The organism is Campylobacter concisus, assembly GCF_002912895.1.
Lineage (GTDB): Bacteria > Campylobacterota > Campylobacteria > Campylobacterales > Campylobacteraceae > Campylobacter_A > Campylobacter_A concisus_G.
In genome coordinates this window covers 23,455-44,371 of sequence record NZ_POZX01000033.1, presented here as the reverse complement: position 1 = coordinate 44,371, position 20,917 = coordinate 23,455, and the positions used below count along the sequence as shown (strand labels likewise).

General features: G+C 35.3%; 23 protein-coding genes and 1 tRNA gene. 14 read left to right on the top strand and 10 right to left on the bottom strand.

The window, feature by feature from the left end:
* Positions 1-92 precede the first annotated feature (92 nt).
* The 14 genes from CYP51_RS04115 to CYP51_RS04050 all read left to right on the top strand — a co-directional run bounded on the left by CYP51_RS04115 (position 93) and on the right by CYP51_RS04050 (position 12,709).
* The gene (locus CYP51_RS04115; RefSeq protein ID WP_103624495.1) at positions 93-482 is read left to right on the top strand and encodes a DoxX family protein; all 390 of its coding nucleotides are present in this window, start codon (positions 93-95) and stop codon (positions 480-482) included.
* Positions 483-613: 131 nt separating this feature from the next.
* The gene (rpsL, locus tag CYP51_RS04110) at positions 614-1,012 is read left to right on the top strand and encodes a 30S ribosomal protein S12 (protein ID WP_021090705.1); all 399 of its coding nucleotides are present in this window, start codon (positions 614-616) and stop codon (positions 1,010-1,012) included.
* A gap of 78 nt (positions 1,013-1,090) precedes the next feature.
* On the top strand, positions 1,091-1,561 hold the full coding sequence (gene rpsG / locus CYP51_RS04105; protein WP_021090980.1) for a 30S ribosomal protein S7: 471 nt from the start codon (positions 1,091-1,093) through the stop codon (positions 1,559-1,561).
* 12 nt (positions 1,562-1,573) lie between these two features.
* Entirely contained in the window at positions 1,574-3,652 is a 2,079-nt protein-coding gene (gene fusA / locus CYP51_RS04100; RefSeq protein ID WP_103624494.1) for an elongation factor G, read from the top strand.
* A gap of 79 nt (positions 3,653-3,731) precedes the next feature.
* Positions 3,732-3,808, top strand: a tRNA-Arg gene (locus CYP51_RS04095).
* Between the two features lie 374 nt (positions 3,809-4,182).
* Positions 4,183-4,560, top strand: a complete 378-nt coding sequence (locus CYP51_RS04090; RefSeq protein ID WP_103624493.1) for a rhodanese-like domain-containing protein — start codon at positions 4,183-4,185, stop codon at positions 4,558-4,560.
* Between the two features lie 149 nt (positions 4,561-4,709).
* Entirely contained in the window at positions 4,710-5,144 is a 435-nt protein-coding gene (locus CYP51_RS04085) for a Dps family protein (protein WP_103624492.1), read from the top strand.
* An 84-nt stretch (positions 5,145-5,228) separates the two neighbouring features.
* Positions 5,229-5,816: a hydrogenase-4 component G gene (locus CYP51_RS04080; protein ID WP_103624491.1), complete on the top strand. Its 588-nt coding sequence runs from the start codon at positions 5,229-5,231 to the stop codon at positions 5,814-5,816.
* Positions 5,817-5,949: 133 nt separating this feature from the next.
* Positions 5,950-6,387, top strand: a complete 438-nt coding sequence (locus CYP51_RS04075; protein ID WP_103624490.1) for a hypothetical protein — start codon at positions 5,950-5,952, stop codon at positions 6,385-6,387.
* A 255-nt stretch (positions 6,388-6,642) separates the two neighbouring features.
* Positions 6,643-7,932 (top strand): OprD family outer membrane porin, encoded by a 1,290-nt coding sequence (locus CYP51_RS04070; protein WP_103624489.1) that lies wholly within the window; start codon positions 6,643-6,645, stop codon positions 7,930-7,932.
* A gap of 92 nt (positions 7,933-8,024) precedes the next feature.
* On the top strand, positions 8,025-8,582 hold the full coding sequence (locus CYP51_RS04065) for a c-type cytochrome (RefSeq protein ID WP_103583452.1): 558 nt from the start codon (positions 8,025-8,027) through the stop codon (positions 8,580-8,582).
* A gap of 45 nt (positions 8,583-8,627) precedes the next feature.
* The gene (gene ccsA / locus CYP51_RS04060) at positions 8,628-11,723 is read left to right on the top strand and encodes a cytochrome c biogenesis protein CcsA (protein ID WP_103624488.1); all 3,096 of its coding nucleotides are present in this window, start codon (positions 8,628-8,630) and stop codon (positions 11,721-11,723) included.
* Positions 11,724-12,155: a fatty-acid--CoA ligase gene (locus CYP51_RS04055; protein ID WP_103624487.1), complete on the top strand. Its 432-nt coding sequence runs from the start codon at positions 11,724-11,726 to the stop codon at positions 12,153-12,155.
* Positions 12,156-12,208: 53 nt separating this feature from the next.
* Positions 12,209-12,709 (top strand): hypothetical protein, encoded by a 501-nt coding sequence (locus CYP51_RS04050; protein WP_257640172.1) that lies wholly within the window; start codon positions 12,209-12,211, stop codon positions 12,707-12,709.
* A 97-nt stretch (positions 12,710-12,806) separates the two neighbouring features.
* Here the strand turns inward: CYP51_RS04050 and CYP51_RS04045 are convergent, their stop codons facing one another.
* The 10 genes from CYP51_RS04045 to CYP51_RS04000 form a co-directional block, all read right to left on the bottom strand.
* The gene (locus CYP51_RS04045) at positions 12,807-14,639 is read right to left on the bottom strand and encodes a peptidoglycan D,D-transpeptidase FtsI family protein (protein ID WP_103624486.1); all 1,833 of its coding nucleotides are present in this window, start codon (positions 14,637-14,639) and stop codon (positions 12,807-12,809) included.
* A 7-nt stretch (positions 14,640-14,646) separates the two neighbouring features.
* A complete protein-coding gene (fliE, locus tag CYP51_RS04040) occupies positions 14,647-14,940 on the bottom strand; it encodes a flagellar hook-basal body complex protein FliE (RefSeq protein WP_021090507.1) in 294 nt (97 codons plus the stop codon).
* Positions 14,940-15,440: a flagellar basal body rod protein FlgC gene (gene flgC / locus CYP51_RS04035; protein ID WP_087584280.1), complete on the bottom strand. Its 501-nt coding sequence runs from the start codon at positions 15,438-15,440 to the stop codon at positions 14,940-14,942. Before flgC ends, fliE begins: the two co-directional genes overlap by 1 nt.
* Before the next feature lie 8 nt (positions 15,441-15,448).
* Positions 15,449-15,883: a flagellar basal body rod protein FlgB gene (gene flgB / locus CYP51_RS04030; RefSeq protein WP_103624485.1), complete on the bottom strand. Its 435-nt coding sequence runs from the start codon at positions 15,881-15,883 to the stop codon at positions 15,449-15,451.
* A gap of 62 nt (positions 15,884-15,945) precedes the next feature.
* The gene (locus tag CYP51_RS04025; RefSeq protein ID WP_103624484.1) at positions 15,946-16,542 is read right to left on the bottom strand and encodes a thioredoxin; all 597 of its coding nucleotides are present in this window, start codon (positions 16,540-16,542) and stop codon (positions 15,946-15,948) included.
* An 8-nt stretch (positions 16,543-16,550) separates the two neighbouring features.
* Positions 16,551-17,003, bottom strand: a complete 453-nt coding sequence (smpB, locus tag CYP51_RS04020; RefSeq protein WP_103624501.1) for an SsrA-binding protein SmpB — start codon at positions 17,001-17,003, stop codon at positions 16,551-16,553.
* 14 nt (positions 17,004-17,017) lie between these two features.
* A complete protein-coding gene (locus CYP51_RS04015) occupies positions 17,018-17,761 on the bottom strand; it encodes a 4-(cytidine 5'-diphospho)-2-C-methyl-D-erythritol kinase (RefSeq protein WP_103624483.1) in 744 nt (247 codons plus the stop codon).
* On the bottom strand, positions 17,758-17,988 hold the full coding sequence (gene csrA / locus CYP51_RS04010) for a carbon storage regulator CsrA (RefSeq protein ID WP_021090864.1): 231 nt from the start codon (positions 17,986-17,988) through the stop codon (positions 17,758-17,760). Before csrA ends, CYP51_RS04015 begins: the two co-directional genes overlap by 4 nt.
* Entirely contained in the window at positions 17,982-18,803 is an 822-nt protein-coding gene (gene truB, locus CYP51_RS04005; protein WP_103624482.1) for a tRNA pseudouridine(55) synthase TruB, read from the bottom strand. The genes csrA and truB overlap by 7 nt, the downstream gene beginning before the upstream one ends.
* Positions 18,800-20,869: an ATP-dependent helicase gene (locus CYP51_RS04000; RefSeq protein WP_103624500.1), complete on the bottom strand. Its 2,070-nt coding sequence runs from the start codon at positions 20,867-20,869 to the stop codon at positions 18,800-18,802. The genes truB and CYP51_RS04000 overlap by 4 nt, the downstream gene beginning before the upstream one ends.
* Positions 20,870-20,917 lie beyond the last annotated feature (48 nt).

Sequence of the window (20,917 nt, the reverse complement as noted above, 5' to 3'; positions counted from 1 at the left end):
CTCTTTATAGAATTAAATCAATTAAAAATTTACAAGCTATTAACTATCACCTAATAAAATCCTTATCTTTGAAATCACATCATGGAGAATTTATGAAAAACGTTGATCTTGGACTTTTATTTATACGTTTAGGACTTGGTCTCTGCCTTTTTATGCATGGTTTTGGTAAAATTTTACATGGACTTAGTGGGGTAAAAGGTATATTAGTAAATGCTGGTTTGCCTGGATTTTTGGCATATTTTTCTTACCTTGGAGAGGTCTTAGCACCCATTATGTTAATTATTGGTTTTTATTCAAGAGTAGGCGCTATCCTAGTTTTAGGTACTAGTATTACTATTTTATACTCGTACTATGGATTTGCAAATTTATTTGCATTAAATGAGGTTAATGGCTTTAAATCGGAACTTATCTATCTTTATATTGCTATTTCACTTTGTATTCTTTTGATAGGTAGTGGCAAATATGCTGTCAAACAAGACTAATACAAAATAAGGACAGCAGAGTTTTTATAAAATCAAGAATTAGATGAGTAAGTCTAACTTATTAACCGTTATTTAAGTTTATTTTAAATAAAATTAGGTCTTTTTAATAAATTTAGTTGAAAGGAATTATTGTGCCAACCATAAATCAATTGGTCAGAAAAGAACGCAAGAAAGTGACTGTTAAGTCAAAATCTCCAGCGTTAAAAGAGTGCCCTCAAAGAAGAGGAGTTTGCACTAGGGTTTATACTACAACTCCTAAAAAACCAAACTCAGCTTTGAGGAAAGTTGCCAAAGTCAGGCTAACAAGCGGTTTTGAAGTCATCAGCTATATCGGTGGTGAAGGTCACAACCTGCAAGAACACAGTATCGTTTTAGTTCGCGGCGGTAGGGTTAAAGACTTACCAGGTGTTAAATATCACATCGTTCGTGGTGCACTTGATACTGCTGGTGTTGCAAAAAGAACAGTTTCTCGTTCTAAATATGGTGCAAAACGCCCTAAAGCTGGCGCTGCAGCTGCAACAAAAAAGTAAAAATTTAGGTTCGCAGACGTTGCTAAAATTTGCAAACGTTTGAGTAAAATTTCATAAAAATTTGAAGGAAAGATCAAAATGAGAAGAAGAAAAGCCCCTGTAAGGGAAGTCTTACCTGATCCGATTTACGGAAATAAAATAATCACTAAATTTATTAATTCTCTTATGTATGATGGTAAAAAAAGCGTCGCTACTGAGATAATGTATGGTGCTATTAAAGCCATAGAAAAGAAAAATGCTGAGGTTAAAGGCATCGATGTTTTTAATGATGCTATCGAAAATGTAAAACCTATTCTAGAAGTTAAATCACGCCGTGTTGGTGGTGCTACTTATCAAGTACCAGTTGAGGTTCGCCCAGCTCGCCAACAAGCTCTTGCTATCCGCTGGCTTATAACTTATGCTAGAAAAAGAAGCGAAAGAACTATGATAGATAAACTAGCGAATGAGCTCTTAGATGCGGCAAACTCAAAAGGTGCATCTTTCAAGAAGAAGGAAGATACTTACAAGATGGCAGAGGCTAATAAAGCATTTGCTCACTACCGCTGGTAAGAAAGAATTAATATGGCAGAGAGAAAAACGCCTTTACATAAGGTAAGAAATATCGGTATTGCGGCTCACATTGATGCTGGAAAGACAACTACTAGTGAGAGAATTTTATTCTTTACTGGTATGAGCCACAAAATAGGTGAAGTTCATGATGGCGCTGCCACTATGGACTGGATGGAACAAGAAAAAGAGCGTGGTATTACTATTACTTCAGCTGCAACTACAGCTTTTTGGAAAGGTTATCAAATAAACCTAATCGACACTCCGGGACACGTTGACTTTACTATCGAAGTTGAGCGTTCTATGCGTGTTCTTGACGGTGCTGTTTCAGTATTTTGTTCTGTTGGTGGTGTTCAACCACAATCAGAAACTGTTTGGAGACAAGCAAATAAATATCACGTACCAAGAATCGTTTTTGTTAATAAAATGGATAGAATAGGTGCAAATTTCTTTAGAGTTGAAGAGCAGATTAGGGAAAGACTAAAAGCAAACCCAATACCTATTCAAATTCCTATAGGTGCTGAGGATAACTTTAGAGGTGTGGTTGACCTTGTAAGAATGAAAGCTTATGTTTGGAATGATGAGAAAAAACCAACTGACTATGTTGAAGAAGAAATTCCAGCTGAAGTTAAAGATAAAGCAGAAGAATATCGTGCGAAACTAATCGAAGCAGTTTCAGAGACAGATGATAGCTTGATGGAGAAATTTTTTGCTGGTGAAGATCTAAGTGAAGAAGAGATCAAAAAAGGTATAAAAGCAGGCTGCTTGAGAATGACTATCACACCTATGCTTTGTGGAACTGCGTTTAAAAACAAAGGAATTCAACCTCTACTTGATGCTGTTGTTGATTACTTGCCGGCTCCAGATGAAATTGAAGCTATTAAGGGCGTATATGAAGATGGCACTGAAGTAACTGTTGAAAGCACTGATAATGGTGAATTTGCAGCTCTTGCATTTAAGATTATGACTGACCCATTTGTTGGACAGCTAACATTTATTCGTGTTTATAGAGGAAGCTTGGAAAGTGGTAGCTATGCTTATAATACCGTTCAAGATAGTAAAGAGAGAATCGGTCGCTTGCTAAAAATGCACTCAAATAAACGTGAAGAGATTACTGAGCTTTTCGCTGGTGAGATCGGCGCTGTTGTTGGTCTAAAAAATACTTTAACAGGTGATACTCTAGCTAGCGAGAAAGATAAAGTTATTCTTGAGAGAATGGACTTCCCTGAGCCAGTTATTAGTGTTGCAGTTGAACCAAAAACAAAGGCAGACCAGGAAAAAATGGCAATAGCACTTCAAAAACTAGCTCAAGAAGATCCAAGTTTTAGAGTTAGTACAGACGAAGAGAGTGGTCAAACTATTATTAGCGGTATGGGTGAGCTTCACTTGGAGATCATAGTTGATCGTATGCTTCGTGAATTTAAAGTAGATGCTGAAGTTGGACAACCACAAGTTGCTTATCGTGAAACTATTCGTAAGACAGTTGAGCAAGAATATAAGTATGCTAAACAATCAGGCGGTCGTGGTCAATACGGTCACGTATTTTTACGTATTGAGCCGCTTCCAGCTGCTAGTGGATTTGAGTTTGTTAATGATATCAAAGGTGGTGTTGTTCCAAAAGAATATATTCCAGCCGTTGAAAAAGGTTGCAAAGAGGCACTTCAAAGCGGTGTTCTTGCTGGTTATCCAGTTGAAGACGTTAAAGTTACACTATTTGATGGTAGTTACCATGAAGTTGACTCGTCTGAAATGGCATTTAAGCTTGCTGCTTCAATGGGCTTTAAGGAAGGTGCTAGAAAAGCAGGTGCTGTTATTCTTGAGCCTATGATGAAGGTTGAAGTAGAAACTCCAGAAGAGTATATGGGTGATGTTATAGGCGACCTTAATAAACGCCGTGGCCAAGTAAATTCAATGGATGATAGAAATGGCGTAAAGATCATTGCAGCTTATTGTCCATTGGCTCAAATGTTTGGCTATTCAACAGATCTTCGCTCAATGACTCAAGGCCGTGCAACTTATTCAATGGAATTTGATCACTACGAAGAAGTTCCTAAAAACGTAAGTGATGAGATCATTAAAAAAAGAAATGGCTAATTAACCAAAGAAGGGCAGAGTAATCTGTCCTTCAAAAATTATTTATTCTGATAAAATCTATCTACAAAATATATGAACTGTCCTCATAGCTCAGCTGGATAGAGCGTAGAATTCCTAATTCTAAGGCCACAGGTTCGAACCCTGTTGGGGACACCATTATATAATCATCTTTATAAAATACAAAATACTCAAACAAGTATATACTAAAACGTACAATTAAGATATAGCAATTTATAAAAAATATTCTTATGCTGATCAGCAAATAGAGTAAAAGAAAAAATAAAAAGAATAAACTTTTAAAAAAATAAGATCACTAAAATCAAAGAAAAATTTTTAAAAATGTAATGGTAAGTGAATATATTTTTATCAATCTAGTCGGTTTATCTATATATGCATTCGTAGTGGGTTTAGTTTTTTATCAACACGTTATATTATTAATTTTTATCTAAACTAATAAATTTTATCAACAAAAATTTTTATATATTTAATAATCCGTGCTAACATTTCAAAAATTTATTTAAGGAGAGTAGATGAAAAAAATTTTACTTTTAGGAGCTGTTTGTTGTATGTTGTCAGCTGATGTTAAAACCGTTAATATAAGCCCAGATGAGATCAAAAAATATGATCAGATTATCGATATAAGAACTCCATCTGAGTGGCAAGAGACTGGCGTTATCGCAGGTGCAAAGACTATAACTTTTAATCCAAACGATAAGAGTGCATTTTTAGAGGGGCTTTCAAAGGCAGTTGATATCAAAAAGCCTATTGCTCTTGTTTGCAGAAGTGGCAGAAGAAGCACAGCAGCTGCAGCAGCGATAGATAGCTCAGATATTAAGATAATAAATTTAGATGGAGGTATGAGCAGTTTGATCGAGCAAGGCTACAAAACTACACCATATAAAAAATAGAAAAATTTGTGATCCTACATTTGACTACAAGATAATTTTATTTTGTAGTCAAATTTTATATCAAATAATAAAATTTATTATTTGATTAACCACCGATTAACTCTAGCTATATATAATTTCATCATATTTATAATAAAGAAGGAGACAAAATGTCAAAAGTTATTTTACAATTAAATATTATTCAGGCTGATGCAAATGCACTTTATATTAAATTTCATGATCTTCACTGGAATGTAAAAGGTATTCAATTTTTTAGCGTTCATGAATACACAGAAAAAGCTTATGAAGATATGAGTGAGATATTTGACGATGCAGCTGAGAGAGCTCTTATGCTTGGTGGCAGACCTATCGTCAAGGCTGAGGAGCTAGCAAAAGTTACTCACATTAAACACGAGCCAAAAGAAATTTACACTCCAACTGAGGTTTTAGAGATTGTCTTGGCTGATTATAAACACCTTTTGGGTGAGTTTAAAAAGCTTGACGAGCTTGCAGAAGGCGATACAACAACTCAAATGTATGCACAAGATCAAATCGCAAAATTTGAAAAAGCGATCTGGATGCTAAACGCAACACTTAGCAAATAAACTACTAGCGGGAGTTCTCCCGCTCTATCTAAATAAATTCTACTTTTTGGCGATATTGATTCTATAAATTTTAAGGGAGCCAAAATGAAAATTTCTCAAATCACAAACTCATATAATAATTCAAGTATAAAAGAAAATGTAAAATCAGAAATTTCACTTCATAAAGATGAAAAGGATATCTCTAAAAAAGAGTCTGAAATTACAAATTTAACAGCCAAAGATATTTCAAATAGCTACTTTTTGCAGTATCAAAAAGAGATCGTTAAAAGCAGTAGTTCAAATTTACTAGCCCAAAGCGGCTTAAGCTTTAATGCACCTAAAAATTTATCAGAAATTTTATCAGGACTTGATCTTGCAAGTATCGGCTATAACGGTAAATCTTTAAACGAGCTAAGTAGTGACGAGGCAAATGATCTTATTAGCGAGAATGGATTTTTTGGTATTGCAAATACGGCTGAGAGGATAGCTAGCTTTGTGCTAAATGGTGCAGGTGATGACGTGGAAAAACTAAAAGCAGGTAGAGAGGGCGTGACAAAGGGTTTTGAGGATGCGAAGAAAATTTGGGGAGGTGAGCTTCCTGAAATTTCACAAAAAACTATCGAGAAGACCCTTGAGACACTTGATAAAAAGATCGCCGAGCTTGGCGGTAACGTTTTAAATGTTTCAGCTTAACTATTTTAGGCAGGCTCGCCTAAGATAAATTTGTATGATCGTGTATATAAATTTAGATACGAGCCTTTAATTTCCCACAAAATTTATTTAATCTTAAAAGTTATACTTCGCCGTTTTACACTAAGGAGAAGAGATGAAAGCTAAAATTTTACTTCCACTGGCAACTGCTATCATGTTTTTGGGTTGCTCATTTTTTGAAGACAATCCACCAGTACGAAAACAGCCAAGACAGGTCATGCAAAATAGACCAGTAAAAAGCTCGATCAAAGGTTTTATAAAAGAGGTTACTTATAAAGATTCAAAATACTGCTATGAAATAGTGGCGAGCGATATAAAAAATCACAAACTCAATAAAGCAAATTTTTGTGCAAATAGATACTATTATGATAAAGGCGACTTGGTCTATGCGACCTTTTATGCAGATAAACTTATAGATATGCTTCTTATAAAAGAGGGCGGCTCTAGTGGCTTATATAATGGTATAAAAAAGCCACAAAATGAAGTGATTATTAAAAGAAAAAATGTAAAAACAAATATCGAAGTGCCAAAAGAGGAAAAAATTTCTTTTTAATTACCGTTGATTTACTGCTTGCTTATATAATTTCAACAGCAATCAAAACTAGAACTCCTTTTAAGGGGCAAAGCAACAGCCCCTTTTTCCTTTTACTCCTTTAAAATTTTGTCATTGTTTTATTTAAAACTATCAACTTTTGCCTATTTTTTATTAATTACGGTAAACGATCGGTAACTAAAATTAAAAATTTTAAGCTTCATGTTAAATTTTATTGATTATAATCATCAGCACAAAACCTTAAAAGGAGAAAAAATGAAACTAACAAAAATTAGTTTAGCCACTTTGGTTGCTTTAGGTGCATTTTCAAGCGTAGCAAGTGCTACTCCACTTGAAGAAGCTATAAAAAATGTAGATCTTTCAGGATTTGCAAGATATAGATATACAAACGATAAAAAACACGGTGAGTTTTCTAATACAAAATCAGAGTCTGGCTCAAAAGCTGGTCATCAATTTAAAGCAGTAGCAAATTTTAAAGCTGCAATTGATGATAACTTCTTTGGCGTTATTGGTTTAAGATATAACGCTACTGATAACTCTGGTGACAATACTCAAGATGATCAAGGTACTCAAGGAAGCGGCACAGATAAAACTAATACAACTGATCCATTTAAAGTTCATCAGTTCTATCTTGGTTATAAAGCCGGAAACACTACTATAACAGCTGGTAAACAAGAGATCGGCTCGTTCTTTACAGATGATGCTATCGGTACTGGTGTAAGAGTAGTAAATGAAGATATCGAAGGTCTTACTCTAACAGCTTTAGCTTTTGATGCGATTGAGGGTAATAATATTGAGAGCGATGGTGATCTATATGATGCTATAGGTAAAGATAAAGATAAAGGAATAAATAAATACGACGTTGGTAATCTATATGCAGCTGGTATCGCTGGCTCATATGATCCTATCAATTTCCAACTATGGTATGCTAGCCTAACAAATCTAGCTGATCTACTTGCAGCTGACGTTTCAGCAAATTTTGCTATTAATGATGATGTTAGTTTAGGTGGTAGAGTTAACTATATAAATACTACTGTAGATAAAAGTGCAAAAGCACATCTTTATAAAGATATAGATGAATCTAATGGCGTTGCAAACTATAATGATGGTAACTTCTATGCTGGCGAACTTACAGCTTCATTATTTGGCTTTGATTTGAGAGCTGGTTATATGGGTTGGAAAGTTGATAATAAAGGTGTAACATCATTTGCTCTTGAAGATAAAGGTAGTCTAATAGATGTTGGTGAGCTTACACTTGATCCAACTTGGGCTGATGGAAAAGCAAACCTAGTATATGGAACAGCTGGATATACATTTGATAAATTTACAGTTGGTGTTGATTACATAAAAGGCCACATTAAACACGCTGCAGCTCCTGGCAAAAATGGCAAAGAAAAAGTTGAAGAGGTTACTCCAAGATTTGCATATGAATATAGCAAAAAGCTAACATTTAGCTCATACTATGCATTCAAAACTTCAAAATTTGCTGATGAGGCTAAAAACAAAGAAGATCAATTCAGATTTGAGGCTAAATACTCATTCTAATCGTAGCTCATTAATCAACTTATGATATAATCCCGGGTCGGAGCAATCTGATCCGGGATTTTTAAATTTAGAGCAAAATTTCAAGGAAAATTATGAAAAATATTAAAATTTCTTTTTTGGCGTGTTTTTTGGTGGCAAATGCCTTTGCAGCTTCGCAAGTTTACTATATAGAAGCTCGTGGTGAGTTTGGTAAAGAACTTGCAGAAATGGCAAAAAAGCAGGCCAATGATAGAAATGAAAAAGTAAATGTCTATGTTGATGAAGATCCAAGACGTTATAAAGATAATAGAATTTTAAAATTAGGCGTTGATAGAAAGGGCAGATATAGTGTTTCTTTGGGTAAGGAGCTTTATGAAAAGCAATGTGCTAGCTGCCATGGCGAGAATGCTGATAAAAGGCCATTTGGTTCAATGCCTCTAAAAAATATGGATGCTAAAGATATTGAAGATAGTATCATCTCTTATAGAAGTGACTCAAGTTTTGGTGGAAGCGGTAAAAATGTAATGCAAAACCAAGCCAAAATTCTTTCAAATAATGATCTTGGCGCGATTCTCGCCTATCTAAAAGGCAAAGATGCATTTGCTGAACAAGACACAAATGAAAATAAACCGGTCTCTACTCAAACAAAGCAAGGTAGTTATTTAAGATAAGTTTCGCTTTGGTAGCTTTGTCATATTATAAACAAAAGGAAACAGATGTTAAATCCAAAATCATTATTTTTAAGTATGGGCTCAGCTATCGTTTTGATGATAATCTTTGCCATAGCTAGCGGAGCTGCTACGATAATAGAAAGTAAAACTAGCACAGAAGCTGCATGGTACTATGTTTATGGTGCCAGCTGGTTTGCGCTCATTCAACTACTTCTTGGTATAAATTTGACCTATAATATCTTTAGATATAACTTAATAGATCCCAAAAAACTCCCTTCGCTTACCTTTCACCTTGGTTTTATCGTTATCTTAATCGGTGCTGGAATAACAAGATATCTTGGCTTTGAGGCTGATATGCATATAAGAGAAAAAACTCAGTCAAATATCGTTACGACAAAAATATCCTATTTAAATTTAACCGCATTAAACGATAATGGAGAAGAGATAAACGCTGCTTTGCCACTAGGACTTTCTGATGCAAAAAAAGGTTTTGATCTAAAGCTAAAAATAGCAGATAATGAAGCTAATTTAAAATTTAAAGAATTTGTGCCAAATGCAAGTTATAAGTTTGTGGATGATAAAAACGGGCAACCAGTAGTGGAATTTGTGGTTTCAAACGAGAGTGAAAGTGAAGAAATCTTCTTGTTAGAAGAAGAGGAAGCAAGAGTTGCAGATATTAGTTTTATCTTTAATGCTAAGCCAGACGAGAGTAAAAAATATGTACTTTTTAAATTAGTGGACGGAAATTTCACAGTTACTTCAAATACCGATCTTTCAAAATTTACAATGAGTGATAGCTCAAAAACTGAGTTAAAAGCTGGTAGTGTAAATGATTTTGGCATAGGCAGTCTTTATACTATTTCAAATATAAATTTTGCTCCAAGATTAGTTTCTGCTTATGCCTCAAGGAAGCTAGTTAGTACAAAAGATAGCGAATTTAACGCCTTGATAGCTGAATTAAATTATAAAGGCGAGAGTAAAGAGATGCATATTTTTTATAACCTAACAGAGCCTTCACGTTTAGCTGTGGCTGGACAAAAATTTAATGCTTCATGGGGTGCGCAGCAAGTTAAACTTCCGTTTAGCTTATACTTAAAAGACTTTGAACTTAAAAGATATCCTGGTTCAAATTCGCCTATGAGCTACTCAAGTGAAGTTATTGTAAAAGATGATACAAACATGTCAGGGCTTGACTATAAAATTTATATGAATCATGTGCTTGACTATGATGGTTATAGATTCTTCCAAAGTTCATACGATACAGACGAAAAAGGAACCATTCTCTCTGTAAATAAAGATCCAGGCAAGATACCAACTTATATCGGCTACTTTTTGCTTGGACTTGGCTTTGTGTTAAATGTTGTAAATCCTGGTAGTCGTTTTAGAAAACTAGCTAAGTTAATCGATAATGAATCAACAAAAGGTGGTAAAAAGGTTGTTGCTATCATTGCCATTATGCTTTTAAGTTTAAATTTTAGCTCATTAAAGGCTGAAGACTTTTTGCCTAATATCAGCAAAGAGCACACACAAAAGCTTTCTAGGCTTATTGTGCAAAGCTCAGATGGTAGAATGAAGCCATTTGATACTCTTAGCAAAGAAATTTTAAATAAAATACATAGAAGTGAGAACATAAATAGCCTAAACTCAAATCAAGCAATGCTTTCAATAATGGTAACACCTGATTTTTGGCGAAGTGAAAAAATTATCTCACTTGGGCAAAGTAAAGAGCTAAAAAAAGAGCTTGGCATAGATGAAAATGCAAAGTATGCAAGTTTTAATGACTTTTTTAGAGCCACAAAAGATGGCGGAAGTGAATATAAACTCACAAAATTTGCTGAAATTGCTAATCGTAAGCATCCTGGATCACGCAATACATTTGATAAAGACGTAATCAAGATCGATGAGAGATTGAACGTTTTTTATATGATATTTATTGGTGAAATTTTTAAAATTTTTCCAAAACAAGATGACCCATCAAACTCTTGGTATTCACCTGCTAGTGCAATGATGTACTTTCCGCCTAAAGAGGCCGATCTAGTCATTAATATGATGAGAGAGTATTTTGCAGCAGTTGATGCGGCAACAAAAGATAATGATTGGAACAAGGCTGATGCCGCACTTGATAAAATTTCAGTCTATCAGCAAAAGTATGGCTCTGCTGTAATGCCAAGTGAAGAAAAGATAAATATAGAAATTTTGTTTAATAAAATTCAAATTTTTGAGCGATTGACGCCGATTTATCTTTTGGCTGGCCTAGCGCTTTTATTTTTTGTTTTTGTCAAAATGCTAGCTCCAAAAGTTCAGATAAATGGTATCGTAAGAGTTGTATACATTATAAATTTACTAGCTTTTCTTGCTCACACTGTCGGACTTGGACTTCGTTGGTACATTGCTGAGCATGCACCTTGGAGTAATGCTTATGAATCGATGGTCTATATCGCTTGGGCTCTAGGATTTTCTGGTATCGTCTTTGCAAAACGTAGCCCTATCGCTCTTGCTCTTACGTCAATATTGGCTGGTGTCACATTGTTTGTTGCACACCTTAGCTGGATGGATCCACAGATCACTACACTTGTGCCAGTGCTTCAAAGCTACTGGCTAACAATACATGTTTCTGTCATTACTGCAAGTTATGGATTTTTAGGGCTTTGCGCGTTACTTGGTGGCTTTACACTATTGCTTATCATTTTACAAAATAAGAAAAAGCCAAATCCAGAAATTTCTCGCAACATCCTCGAAGCTACCCGTATAAATGAGATGGCTATGATACTAGGACTTAGCTTGCTTACTCTTGGAAATTTCCTGGGTGGTGTTTGGGCGAACGAGAGCTGGGGCAGATATTGGGGCTGGGACAGCAAGGAGACTTGGGCGCTAGTTTCGATACTTGTTTATGCCGCGGTTCTTCATATAAGATTTATTCCAAAACTAAACAACCAGTATGCATTTGCAGTGGCTTCATTTTTTGCTTATTGGTCGATTATTATGACTTATTTTGGCGTAAATTTTTATTTAGCTGGCATGCACTCGTATGCAGCTGGCGATCCATTGCCAGTGCCTGATTTTATCTGGATTAGTATCATAATAATGGTGCTTATGAGTGTTTTAGCATTTACAAAGCGATCACTTTGCTCAAGGCTTTAGATGCTAATAAAAGGTCTAATAGTTTTCTTTATTGTATTGTTATTAATTGCAATTTGTGTGCTAATCTATTTACTTTTAAGAAATAGAGATTATAGCACCGAAATAAAGGACCTTGCATTAGAAAAAGAAGAGATAACGATCGAAAAGCTTGAAAAGCTTGCGGGTGATAATAGTCTAAGTAAAAACGAGCTTTTCGAACTTATTCAAGTCTTTGTAGGAAATTTTAGTATACCAGCTAAAAATAACCAAGTCATGCCAAAAGAGGCAAATAACTATATAGATTTCATAATTTTAATCTGCTCTCATAAAAATTCTGATGCAAAGCTCATTAGTTTTTTAGACAAAGAGGCTAAAAAGAAAAATCCAAGCTATATTGTCGAGATAGAAGAGAGTGAGAAAATCGGCATAGAAAATCGCAAAAATCGTAGATAAATTTATTAAAAAAAGTGTAGTTAAAATATCTTAAAATTAAGCTTGGGATAAAAATGAGTTCTTATGATATTGATTCTATGTATGTGGTATCTTTTATTTTCTTTTCAATCGTATTGCCTATATTTTTGATAATTCCTGCAGGTAGATATAACATAAAGGTTTATGCGAGTAAATTTGATCTAATCGGGCTTCATCTAATTTTTCCAATCATTATATTGCCTGCTTTGGTAGGTACTTTTATTTTAGTTTGTAACTTTTTAAATATTTCAGATTATGCTGGTTTAAGCTTTGTATTCTATGCTTTTTTGATTCTAATGATATCCTATATAATTTATGGTTTTTATGTTTGTATCAGATACAACTACGGCTTTTTTCATTGTATCGTAGCGCTTTTCTTAAGATTTAATTATGTTATGCCGCTTATTTATCTGCTCTTTTTAGGCGGAAAAAACTACAAAGATGACAAAGAGATAACTTCTAAAAATATTAAAGACTTAAATCTTTTCGATCAGTTTAGATTTTCTATTTATAATTTAATTGCTATTAGAAACTAAAAGTATTTTAAGAGTATTAAAGGTTTTGCAATTAGAGAAATTTATTAAAAGCAATAAAAGCAAAAGAAATTTTTATATCTTTCTTGTCTTTAAAATTTTAGTCCAAAGCAGGCTTTTGTTTTGTCTTATCGTTTTTAAGCTTATCTTTTTTGGCTTCAAACTCAGCTATTACATTTGCATCAGGAAATAAATATCCATCCTCAACCATCAGATCAACTGCTTTTTTAAACATAGGCAAGGCACTTTGAGCACCGAAGTAGTAGTAAGGCCTTTTAGGATCCCTTGCTAAAACGCCTATTGTGTAGCTATTACCTCTTGTGTCGTTCACAAAGCCAAAAAATGAGCCATTGTAGGTATTGCTGTATCCACCACTACCTGAGGCAATGTGTGCAGTTCCAGTCTTGCCACCTATCTCAAGTCCTGGTGTAAAGGCTTTTAGTCCAGTACCTTTTTCAACCGTTTTTATTAAAATTCTCTTCATTATCTTTGCGGTTTCTTGTGAGATAACTTGAGCTGGCTCGGACTTTGGCAAATCGTATCTTTTTCCATTCCTTTCTAAGTAGGCAACCATGTGAGGGGTAACTTCAATGCCTTTATTGTTAAATGTATTATAGGCTTTTAAAAGCTGCATAAATGTAGCTTGCAAGCCGTATCCGTAGCTCACAGTTGCCTTATAGGTTGATGAGTTTAGCTTTGTAACTGTTGGCATCATACCTACTTGCTCGTAAGGTAAATCTATGCCAGTCTTTCTTGAAAAGCCAAAATTTAAAAGTCCTTGATAAATTTGTGGCCCATTTAAACGTTCAACAAGCTGAATCATGCCGATGTTTGAACTGTACACGATTATATCTTCAGCACTCATAAAAGGCTCCGGATGGGTATCTTTGATTATCCTTTTGCCAAGTTGGTATCGGCCATTATAGGTATTTACAAGCTCAAATGGATTTACTTTCTTCTCTTGAAGCAAGATGGAAAATATAAATGGTTTAAAAACCGAGCCAACTTCATAAGCATATTCGCTAACGGTCGAATTTAGAGCGCTATAATCTTGCTTTCTTATGTTTGAAGGATCATATCTTGAGCTAGAAGCTATGGCTAAAATTTCTCCATTTTTGCTATTCATTATGCATATGACTAGCTCTTTTGCATCTAGAAATTCACGCTTTTCATCTAAAATTTGCTCTAGTTTTGTTTGAAATTTTAATGGTATAGAAAGTACCGCATTATAGCCATCTACTCTTGTTGCTAAATTTGAGTCGCTTGTTAAAATGATATTATTTCCAATATCGCGAGGCCCTAAAATTTTTGCATTTTGTATAGGGGCTAAATAATCTTCATAATATCTCTCAAGACCTTTTACTCCTTTGCTTTTTGTAAGCGCGTCACTTTCAGTTTTGCTCACGTAGCCAATAGCTGGTGTGAGGGCGTCTTTTGACATAAATTTACGGTTTTGGCCACTCTCCATTACGCGCATGCCTTGAAACGAAGCAAGGCCTGTTTTTGGGTCAAGATATGAGACCAAGATGCTCTTGCGGTTTAACTTTCTTGAGAGCTCTTGAAGATAGGTAGCGCCTTTCGCGTCTATACTATAAGAGAGTGTGACAAGCCCTTTTGTGTCATTTATGATCTTTCTTACTTTGTTTGGATCGTCGCCACTATAAAGTGAATAGAGCTTGATAAACATCTCTTTTTTATTTGGATCGATGTTTCTGGTGTCAAGCATCACTTTGTATAGTTTTTGGCTTGATGAGATGCTGAACCCATCTTTTGTGATTATATTGCCACGAATTGCCGTATTTATATCGCTTGTTTGAAGCCTAGGAAGCTTTCGCTCGATACTTGCTCTATAAAATATGACAAGTACGAATATTGAAATTCCAAAAGTAATTAATAAAAAAAGTATGGTTATTTTTGATTTTCTGGAATTCATTAATGACTTAAATTTGTGTTCTAGAAATTTCTTTATAAGCACTTAGTGCTTTGTTGCGAATTTCTAGCATAAGCTTCATACTAGTCTCTGCTTTGCCTATCGCTATAGCAGCTTGGTGAAGATCTTTTACCTCGCCAGTTGCAAGATCGGCTATGGCTTTATCTGCGTTGATTTGGACTTTATTTAGCTCTTTTAAAGAGTCGTTTAGAGCATTTTCAAAGCCACCTTCTTCGCCTGCTTTTGCTATTTTATTTGAATTTTCATTTTTATTTATTTTGTCTAAATTTATACTATTTATCATTATGCTTGTCCTGAAATAAGTGATATCGCACTTTGTGCTATTGTTTTTGCATTTTGAAAGGCTGCCACGTTTGCTTGATATGCCCTTGTTGCTTCAAGTAGGTCAGACATCTCAATGACTGGATTTATATTTGGAAATGCGACGTAGCCATTTGCATTTGCGTCTGGATGGCTCGGGTCATATTTTAGCTGAAAGTCCTTATCGTCACGCACCACTTTATCCACGATTACGCTAACTAGGGCAGGATGAGCGTTTCTTGGTGAGCTTGGATCGTCAAGCGGATTTTCATACTTGAGTAGACTTTGTGAGCTTTTAAGCTGATCGTTTAAAATTTTATCAAAATTCATCTCTTTAAAGATGACCTCTTGCCTTCTATATGGACCACCTTCAGTAGTTCTTGTGGTTTGAGCGTTTGCTATGTTTGAGCTGATGACGTTCATCCTGAAGCGTTGCGCGCTTAGTCCGTATCCGCTAATATCAAAATCATTTAAGTATGACATCGTCTCTCCTAGTTCTTAGCACTTGCGTCTATTACGCTTTTAAAGATATTGCTTTGAGCCTTGTAGGCGTTATCAAGGGCGTTTATCATAACTGTGTTTTTACCCATTTCTGTTGTCTCAACATCAAGATCGACTGTGTTTGCGTCGTTTCTAGCCATGTGACCATCACGCAAGAAAATTTGAGCTGTGTCGCTTTTTGGAAAATCAACCGCAGCCATATGCGCTTCGTTTGTCTTAGCAAGCTGTAGCTTTTTTTGGCTTGAAGTGTTATAAATTTCATTTGCTTTTTCTTTTAAAACATCTTCAAATCTTACATCTCTAGCCTTGTAAAATGGTGTATCAACATTTGCGAGATTGCCAGAGATTAGCTTTTGGCGTAGTTCTCTGCCTGCAAGGGCTGATTCAACAAGTGGGCTAGATTTTGATTTATCTAAAACAAACATTTAAAGTCCTTCTAAAATTTCACACATTTATAAGCAAATGATGTTCCAAATATAAGGTAAATTTACTTTGTTTCATAAATTTTTGCCAAATCTTCTTTCATTTTTGTGACTTTTATGCCGCCAAGATAGTATTTAACTCCGTATTGTCTGCTATCTACGTCTGTTAAAATTTGATATTCGCCATTTTTTATCACGACCTTAAAAGGTAGTGCGATCTCGTGTTTATATTCAATGTCTCTTACGATTTGCTCGGCAAGTCTGTCATTTATCTTTTGATCGTTTGTTATGAAATAGTAGGCATTAAATTTTTGCATAAATTCATGCAAAACATACTCATTTGTGACATTTTCAAAGTGAGTTAGTCCGATTAGTGTAAATTTATCTTTGTTTTCAAGCTGATATTTTGTAAGCTCAGCTGCCTCTTTTTGGCAAGGTGGGCAAAATGTGCCAAAAATGTCGATCATCAAAACCTTATTTTCATCATTTCTGATGGCAAAGCCGTGATCTTTTCTAATTAAAGTAAGCTCCTTGCCGCTTACATCTACAAGCTTAACCTCTTCGTTTGGACTAAATTCTTTAAAATTTGCACTGCTGCTCTCATCGTTACTGCAGCCAAAAAAAGCAAATAAAGCGATTATTAAAACGAGTAAATTTTTCATCTTATCCCTTAAATATATCTTTTTATGGCAGCTCTTGCCTCTTTGTCTGCCTCGCGTCTTTTTAGAGTCTCGCGTTTATCGTGTAAATTTTTACCTTTTGCAATGGCTAGTCTTGCTTTTACGATGTTTTTATCGCTTAGATAAAGTGCCAAAACAACCAAAGTAAGCCCATCTTGTGAGACTTGACCAAAAATTTTATCGATCTGCTTTCTATGCATCAAAAGTTTTCTGGCTGCTCGCTCATTTGGACGAAATGCGCTATGTGTGGTCTCAAGATAGCTGATGTGGGCGTTTAGTAAGAAAAGTTCGCCCTTTATGACGCGTACAAAGCTATCTTTTAAATTTGCTCTACCAGCCCTTAGAGCCTTGACTTCGCTGCCTTTTAAAACGATGCCAGCCTCGAAGGTTTCAAGTATGCTAAAGTCATGCAAAGCTTTTTTGTTTTTTGCTAGATCTTTTATCAAAGTTTTACCTTTTATTTTACGCTAAATACGCTACTGCCGCTACCACTTAGAAATTTATCTTTAAACTCATTCATCTGTGGATAGAGATTGAAACATGGGGCAAAAAGATCATTTAGCTCCTCGTTTTTATAAATTTCAAGTAGCTCTTTGCTCTTTAAATTTTGCATCTTTTTTGCAGCATTAACGTCTATGTATTGTAAGAAATTGCTTCTAAATTCTTGATAAACCATCGGTGTGGAGCAAAAAACATTTGGCGTGAAGATATTTAAATTTGGCACTTCATCGTCAAATTCTTCTATGATCTCGCCTATGCCGCTTACATTTGCTGCTTTGTAGCCACTTACAAAAAAGGCCACATCTGCGCCGATTTTGGAGGCTATTTGCATCAAATTTTCATGTTTTATATTTAAATTTAGCTCGTCATTTACCATTAGCAAAAAGGTGGCGGCGTTTGAACTACCTCCGCCAAGACCCGCACCAATTGGGATATTTTTGTTGATGATGATTTTATGGGAGCTAAAAAACTCGTCAAGCTCGTTTGAAAAGCCGGCTCTTTTTAGCTCATCTATCGCTTTTTGAATGATGTTATCTTTTATATCGCTGTTGTTACATTCTATGGCAAATGAATCTGACTTTTTAAAATAAATTTCGTCAAAAAGCTGTTCACAGAGGATAAAGCGCGATAAAATTTCGTGGTAGTTGCCCCTAGTGCCAACTATCTTTAAAAATATATTTATCTTTGCAAAGCTTTTCATTTCTCGATTTTTTTTGCTAGCTCATGAATATCGGCTTCACTTGCAGTTTTTGTGGCATGGATATTTTCGTTTTTGATATCGTTTGCTAGTTCGCTTCTTAGTATCATTGTATTTCGTGGCGCTTCGATACCGAGTTTAACGGTATTTTTTGAAATATTTACTATGACAACTTTTATGTCATTTCCTATTAAAATTTCTTCATTTTCTTTTCTTGCTAGGATTAACATTTTTCAACCTTATTTAGAGTGTAATTTATAGTATCATCCGTGATTTGGATTACGCTCATAAATTTATCATAATTTAGCAAATAAATTCCTTGCTTTTGTGTTTCAAAATCGTTAATTTTTAATTTCTTACCATCAAGAATATCATTTATATCCCCAAAGTATGTATTTTCCTGAATATTTAAAAAATCACAAATATTCAAAAATTTTTCATTTTCGTAGCAAAATTTACCTTCACTTATCCTTTTTAATGAGCTTAAAGTTACATTATAACCAAGCTTTTTTCCAAAAATTTCTGCATACGAACGGATATAACTTCCTTCGCTTACGCTTAGACGAATGGTTAAAAATGGGTGTGAGTAGTTTAAAATTTGGCTATCAAAAATTTCCATAGTTTCTGTCTTTAGCTCAAATTCTTCACCATTTCTAGCTAGCTTATAGGCTCTTGTACCATTTATGTGCTTGGCGCTAAATTTTGGTGGGATGTAGCTTATCTTGCCGGTTAGCTCGCCTCTAATGGCTTCAAGTTTTTCTAAATTTAGCTCTTTTACATTTGAAATTTCAGTGATATTTTCATTATCCATGCTTGGACTGCTAGCCCCAAGCCAAATCGTCGCTTCATAGACTTTTGGACTTTTGTCTAAAAATCTAAAAAATTTCGTATACGAGCCAAAAGCGACTATTAAACAACCGCTTGCAAATGGATCAAGTGTGCCTGAAAATCCAGCCTTTTTAACGCCGTATTTTCTCTTTAGTCGTCCTAAAAAGTGGTTTGAGCTCATGCCAGCAGGCTTGTTTGCCACGAAAATGGCGTTCATACTGCCTTTTCCACGAAGCTTGACATGATCTCTCTTACATTGCCACCAAAATTTATAGTCAGTTTAAACTCTTTTTTGATCTTGCTAACCGCACTCACCCTGCCGATACCAAAAATTTTATGTTTAACAAGGTCGCCTTTTTTAAATTCATTACTCTGTTCGATGACTAGCGAGCCATGCGTGATGCCACTCTCGCTTAAAAATCTACTTTTATTTAGTCTTGTTCGCTGACCCTTGTAAAAGCGTGAGTTTGCAAAGCTTAGACTAAGTGTCTTTTTGGCTCTTGTGATCGCCACGTATGCAAGCCTGCGTTCTTCTTCGATATCGCTGCCGTCGCCAATGAGTGGAAAAAATCCCTCTTCAAGACCGATCACAAAAAGGTGCTCAAACTCAAGTCCCTTGCTCGCATGCACGCTCATGATACTAATAGCCTCATCGCTAATGCCGTCTTGCTCACTTGTCAGCGTGATTTCGTTTAAAAACTCTTCCAGATCAAAGCTTGGATTTTGCTTGATCTGATCTTTTAAAACAGCGTAAAACTCGTCGATGTTCGCCGCTCTTTCAGCACCATCTGGCAAGCTCTCGTAGTATTTTTTCACGCCAAATTTAGCTTCAAATTTATCTATTAGGTCAAAAACTGAGCTGCTTTCTTGAAGCTCTTTTAGATTGTTTGCAAACTCAACAAGAGCTGATCTCACCTTTTTGCTAAAGGCTTCGTCGTTATCAGAGATGTTTGAGATCGCCTCGTAAATGGAAATTTTGCCTTCAAATGCCATTTTTTCAAGCTTATCAAGACTCACTTTGCCTAGCCCTCGTTTTGGGCGATTGATGATGCGCCTTATTGAAAAGTCATCGTTTGGATTATTTATAAGCCTTAAGTAGCTTATGATATCTTTAATCTCGGCCCGTTCGTAAAATTTTACGCCACCGACCATTTTATAGGCGATCTGCTCTTTATTTAGCCCATCTTCAAGCGAGCGAGAGAGCGCGTTTATGCGGTATAAGATCGCGATATCTTTTGCCTGCACGCCTTTACTTAAAAGCTCTTTTATGTTTTTTGCGATCTTGCCAGCCTCGACGCTCTCATCAAAGCTCTCTATCAAATTTACAGCCTCGCCTTCGCCTTTTGTGCCCACAAGCTTCTTGCCAAGGCGGTTGCGGTTATGATCTATTAGTTCGTTTGCAGCTTTTAGTATCGCTTCGCTCGAGCGGTAGTTTTTCTCAAGTCTTATGATCTTTACATCTTTAAATTGATCTTTGAAATTTAAGATATTATCTATCTTTGCACCGCGCCAGCCGTAGATACTTTGATCATCATCGCCCACTACGCAGATGTTTTCGTGGCATAGACAGAGCTTTTTTAGCAGTTTATACTGAAGGTCGTTTGTATCTTGATACTCATCAACCATTATGTATTTGTAGCGGTTTGAAATTTCTCTCGCGAGATCTTCGTTTTCGTCTAAAATTTTATATGTAAGCCCCAATAAATCGTCAAAATCAACAAGATTATTTGTTTTGAGATAATCTTCATATTTTTCATAAATTTGAGCAGCTTGTTTGTAAAAGTTATCTTTGCTTTTATCAAATGAAGAGAAATTTGCGTTTTTATAGACCTCTTCGACGCTTAAAAGTGAGTTTTTATAGTTTGAAATTTCACTTGATAAAATCGCCGTGGCGACTGGACTTTCAAAGCTTTTTATAATGCGTTTTTTATCGTCCGTGTCGATTATTACAAAATTATTTTTTCTGCCAAGCTTTTCAATGTAAAGCTTTAAAAACAAAAGTCCAAATTTGTGAAATGTACAAAGCAGTGGCGAATAGTTTTTACCGCTTTGGCTTAGCATCGCCATGGCTCTACTACGCATCTCGTTGGCGGCTTTGTTTGTAAAAGTAAGAGTTAGTGTATTTGCCGCATCTATACCGACCTCGCCGATGAGGTAGGCAAGCCTAGTTGTGATCGTCTTTGTCTTGCCGCTGCCAGCTCCTGCAAGTATGAGCATCGGACCATCTATATGAGTAGCTGCTTCCCGCTGAGATTCGTTTAAATTTGATAGTAAATTTTCCATTTTTTGCTTTTTAAATTTTCTTTTGATTTTAGCCAAAAATGCTTAAAA